This is a genomic window from Massilia sp. CT11-108 (genome assembly GCF_047302915.1).
GTDB lineage: Bacteria > Pseudomonadota > Gammaproteobacteria > Burkholderiales > Burkholderiaceae_D > Telluria > Telluria orientalis.
In genome coordinates this window covers 1-4,504 of sequence record NZ_JBKYMO010000450.1, presented here as the reverse complement: position 1 = coordinate 4,504, position 4,504 = coordinate 1, and the positions used below count along the sequence as shown (strand labels likewise).

5 protein-coding genes are annotated in these 4,504 nt (G+C 59.6%); 1 reads left to right on the top strand and 4 read right to left on the bottom strand.

Annotated elements, in window-relative coordinates; genetic code table 11:
- The 4 genes from ACEN88_RS25080 to rpsL form a co-directional block, all read right to left on the bottom strand.
- Positions 1-215, bottom strand: a 215-nt coding sequence (locus ACEN88_RS25080) for a GTP-binding protein (RefSeq protein WP_413344051.1), incomplete at its 3' end; no start/stop codon positions are given.
- 86 nt (positions 216-301) lie between these two features.
- The gene (gene fusA, locus ACEN88_RS25075; RefSeq protein WP_413344049.1) at positions 302-2,407 is read right to left on the bottom strand and encodes an elongation factor G; all 2,106 of its coding nucleotides are present in this window, start codon (positions 2,405-2,407) and stop codon (positions 302-304) included.
- A gap of 135 nt (positions 2,408-2,542) precedes the next feature.
- Positions 2,543-3,013, bottom strand: a complete 471-nt coding sequence (rpsG, locus tag ACEN88_RS25070) for a 30S ribosomal protein S7 (protein ID WP_036240559.1) — start codon at positions 3,011-3,013, stop codon at positions 2,543-2,545.
- A 127-nt stretch (positions 3,014-3,140) separates the two neighbouring features.
- Positions 3,141-3,524 carry a 30S ribosomal protein S12 gene (gene rpsL, locus ACEN88_RS25065; RefSeq protein ID WP_036240557.1) on the bottom strand — a complete coding sequence of 128 codons (384 nt, stop codon included), beginning with the start codon at positions 3,522-3,524 and terminating at the stop codon, positions 3,141-3,143.
- A 378-nt stretch (positions 3,525-3,902) separates the two neighbouring features.
- Between rpsL and ACEN88_RS25060 the strand changes: the two genes are divergently transcribed.
- Positions 3,903-4,504: phosphoethanolamine transferase domain-containing protein (locus tag ACEN88_RS25060; RefSeq protein ID WP_413344047.1), on the top strand; the 602-nt coding region annotated here is incomplete at its 3' end.

Below are 4,504 nucleotides of genomic sequence, written 5' to 3'. Positions count from 1 at the left end.
GTTTCGTACTCGACGTGCGCGGTGTTGATGGTGATGCCGCGTGCTTTTTCTTCCGGAGCCGCGTCGATCTGGTCGTAGGCCTTGGCTTCACCGCCGAATTTCTTCGACAGAACGGTTGCGATTGCAGCCGTCAGGGTGGTTTTGCCGTGGTCAACGTGACCGATCGTGCCGACGTTCACGTGCGGCTTGGTCCGTTCGAATTTTTCCTTTGCCATTTTGATCTTCCTTTAAAAGACAATATTTTATTTATTTGTGGGACAGAGCAGGGTTTACCGCCTTCTGCTCCGTCCCCAACTGACTATTACTTGGCCTTAGCCGTCACGATGGCGTCCATCACATGCTTCGGTGCTTCAGCATAGTGCTTGAATTCCATCGTGTAGGTCGCACGACCCTGGGTTGCCGAACGCAGCACGGTCGAGTAACCGAACATTTCCGACAGCGGGACTTCGGCCTTGATGATCTTGCCGCCGCCGCCCGGGATTTCGTCCATGCCCTGCACCATACCGCGGCGGGACGACAGGTCGCCCATCACGGTACCGGCGTAGTCTTCCGGCGTCTCGACTTCCACGGCCATCATCGGCTCGAGGATGACCGGGCTGGCTTTACGGCAGCCGTCCTTGAATGCCATCGAACCGGCCATGCGGAACGCGTTTTCGTTCGAGTCCACGTCGTGGTACGAACCGAACACCAGCGTGACCTTGACGTCCACGACCGGGTAGCCAGCCATGACACCGCTCGACAGCGTCTCGCGCACACCCTTTTCGACTGCCGGGATGTATTCGCGCGGAACCACACCGCCCTTGATGGCGTCGACGAACTCGAAGCCCTTGCCCGGCTCTTGCGGTTCGATGTTCAGGACGGCGTGACCGTACTGACCACGACCACCCGACTGCTTGACGAACTTGCCTTCGACGTCGGTGACGGCCTTGCGGATCGTTTCGCGGTATGCAACCTGCGGCTTGCCGACGGTCGCTTCCACGCCGAATTCACGCTTCATGCGGTCGACGATAATTTCCAGGTGCAGCTCGCCCATACCACCGATGATGGTCTGGCCCGATTCTTCGTCGGTACGCACGCGGAACGACGGGTCTTCCTGAGCCAGACGGTTCAGTGCCAGACCCATTTTTTCCTGGTCGGCCTTGGTCTTCGGCTCGACGGCCTGCTGGATCACCGGCTCCGGGAACACCATCTTTTCCAGGATGATCGGTGCCGACGGGTCGCACAGCGTTTCACCGGTGGTGGCTTCTTTCAGGCCCACGGCTGCGGCGATGTCGCCTGCACGAACTTCCTTGATCTCTTCGCGCTGGTTCGCGTGCATCTGCAGAATACGGCCGACGCGTTCTTTCTTGCCCTTGATCGGGTTGAACACGGTGTCGCCCGAGTTGATGACGCCCGAATACACGCGGAAGAAGATCAGCTGGCCGACGAACGGGTCGGTCATGATCTTGAATGCCAGCGCTGCGAATTTCTCGTCGTCCGATGCCTTGCGGGTCACCGGCTGGTCGTCTTCGTCGGTACCTGCGACCGGCGGGATGTCGACCGGCGACGGCAGGTATTCGATGACGGCGTCCAGCATCGCTTGCACGCCCTTGTTCTTGAACGCGGTGCCGCACATCATCGGGACGATTTCGCCGTTGATGGTACGTGTGCGCAGTGCGTTCTTGATCTCGTCTTCGGACAGTTCGCCCTCTTCGAGATACTTGTTCATCAGGTCTTCGGTCGCTTCGGCAGCCGTTTCGACCAGCTTCTCGCGCCATTCGTTGGCCTGGTCGACCAGCTCGGCCGGCACGTCGCGGTAGTCGAACTTCATGCCCTGCGAAGCGTCGTCCCAGTAGATCGCCTTCATCTTGACCAGGTCGACCACGCCCTTGAAGTTGTCTTCGGCGCCGATGGGGATCTGCAGCGGGATCGGGTTGGCCTTCAGGCGGGCGCGCATCTGCTCGTACACCTTGAAGAAGTTCGCACCGGTACGGTCCATCTTGTTGACGAAGGCCAGACGCGGGACTTTGTACTTGTTAGCCTGACGCCACACGGTTTCCGACTGCGGCTGCACGCCGCCGACTGCACAGTAGACCATGCAGGCGCCGTCCAGGACGCGCATCGAACGCTCCACCTCGATGGTGAAGTCGACGTGGCCCGGGGTATCGATGATGTTGAAGCGGTGCGGCTCGAAGTTGTTGGCCATACCCTTCCAGAAGCAGGTCGTCGCTGCCGAGGTAATGGTGATGCCGCGCTCTTGCTCCTGCTCCATCCAGTCCATGGTTGCTGCACCGTCGTGCACTTCACCGATCTTGTGGTTGACACCGGTGTAGAACAGGATGCGCTCGGTGGTCGTCGTCTTACCGGCGTCGATGTGAGCGGAGATACCGATGTTACGGTAGCGCTCAATAGGGGTAGTGCGTGCCATAAATTTTCCTAACTTTTGAATGGACAAAACCGAGCAGCATTCTGGTGATCAAAATGAGCTCGGCCTGAACAACGGATACTGCATGGCCGCACCACCCCGGAGGCGTTCTGCCCCCGAAGCGATTGGGCCATTTGCTTAGAAGCGGAAGTGCGAGAACGCCTTGTTCGCTTCAGCCATACGGTGAACTTCATCACGACGCTTCATCGCGCCGCCGCGGCCTTCTGCTGCTTCCATCAGCTCGCCACCCAGGCGATGCGGCATGGATTTTTCGCTACGCTTGTTTGCGGCTTCGCGCAACCAACGCATAGACAGGGCCATACGGCGGACCGGACGCACTTCAACCGGCACCTGGTAGTTGGCGCCACCGACACGGCGGGATTTCACCTCGACCATCGGCTTGCAGTTGTTGATCGCGGTTGCGAACACTTCCAGCGGGTCCTTGCCCGATTTGGACTGGATGTAGTCGAATGCACCGTAGATGATGTTCTCAGCGACCGATTTCTTACCGGACAGCATCAGAACGTTGACGAACTTGGCGACATCGGTGTTGCCGAATTTCGGATCCGGCAGAATCTCGCGCTTGGGTACTTCACGACGACGTGGCATTTCAATTCCTTTTTGTCTTCAGTTGAGCGCTTATCGCACTCGCGAAAGGCCATCAAAGCCCTTCACTTACTCGGCCTTCCGGCCGCCTCAACTAACTCAATATTAATTTACCCAGATTGCAAGAAGATTACTTCTTGGCAGCCTTGGCACGCTTGGCACCGTACTTCGAACGGGCCTGCTTACGGTCTTTCACGCCCTGGGTATCCAGTGCACCGCGGACCATGTGGTAACGCACACCCGGCAAGTCTTTCACACGACCGCCGCGGATCAGCACGACCGAGTGTTCCTGCAGGTTGTGGCCTTCACCGCCGATGTACGAAATGACTTCGAAACCGTTGGTCAGGCGAACTTTGGCGACTTTACGCAGTGCCGAGTTCGGCTTCTTCGGGGTCGTCGTGTAGACACGGGTGCAGACACCACGCTTTTGCGGGCAGTTTTCCAGTGCCGGCGACTTGCTCTTCACAACCGCGGCTTCACGCGGCTTGCGAATCAGTTGATTGATGGTTGGCATCGTTCAAAAATCCAACAAAATGACTACTAGTTAATGACCCGGGGTTCTTGCTTCCCGGGGGCTGAAACCTTGTCCCGCTACTTTCCGTACAGGCGACGAAAGCCACTCACCAGCGGGAGCGGCTGTTATGCGTAAACCATGCGCAGAATAATTCGAGAACTCGCGAGTATAGACCTGAAGCGGGACCGGGTCAACAAACTTGCTGACCGGGCACCGCGACAGCGGCGGAAGATTGTGTAATTGCTCAGTAGATGTCGTGATAACGACACAACCAGTGTACGCCGGATTTCATCCGTTGTGCAGATGGAATGGCGTTACCCCTGGCAAAAATCGGATAATAGCGGACTTCGCCTCCGCGCTGCCGCACACGTCCGTTCGATGTCATTCCTGCTACGCCCGCGCAACCTGTACGTCGCGCTCACTTATCTGCTCCTGTCCTGCGTGCCGTACGTGGCGCCGCTGTTCGGCCAGCCGCTGTCGCACCCCGGCCAGGTGGCCGGCATCGAACTGCTGGCCTGGCTGGGCGTGTGGGGCGTGTTCAAGCGCCCGGCGTACTTCCACTGGCTGCTGCTGCCCGCCTTCCTCGCGCTGCCCGTCGAGCTTTATTTATATGCGTTCTACGGCCAGGGCATTTCCACGCACCACCTCGGCATCATCGCGGAGACGAGTCCGGCCGAGGCCATGGAATTCCTCGGCAGCAAAGTCTGGCTGCTGGTCGGCGTCTTCGTCGGCGTGCTCGCGTGGTTCGTCACGAGCTGGATCGCCGCCTGGCGCACGCGCGACCTCGACTGGGCCGACGTGTCGCGCCCCGTCGTGGTGGGCGTACTGGCGGTCGTGGCCGTCGTGTTCGCCTACGGCCTGAAGTACGGCGTCGCGCCGCCGCCGCTCGCGGGTGCCGGCCCGGCAGCGGCCAGCGTGCGGCTCGTGAAAGCCTCCGACAGCGTCGAGGCCGCCAGCGAAGAGACCGCCCCGCCCCGTCC

Coding starts and splice junctions, on each gene's coding strand:
- fusA (WP_413344049.1), bottom strand. CDS start 2,407: ATGGCACGCACTACCCCTATTGAGCGCTACCGTAACATCGGTATCTCC.
- rpsG (WP_036240559.1), bottom strand. CDS start 3,013: ATGCCACGTCGTCGTGAAGTACCCAAGCGCGAGATTCTGCCGGATCCG.
- rpsL (WP_036240557.1), bottom strand. CDS start 3,524: ATGCCAACCATCAATCAACTGATTCGCAAGCCGCGTGAAGCCGCGGTT.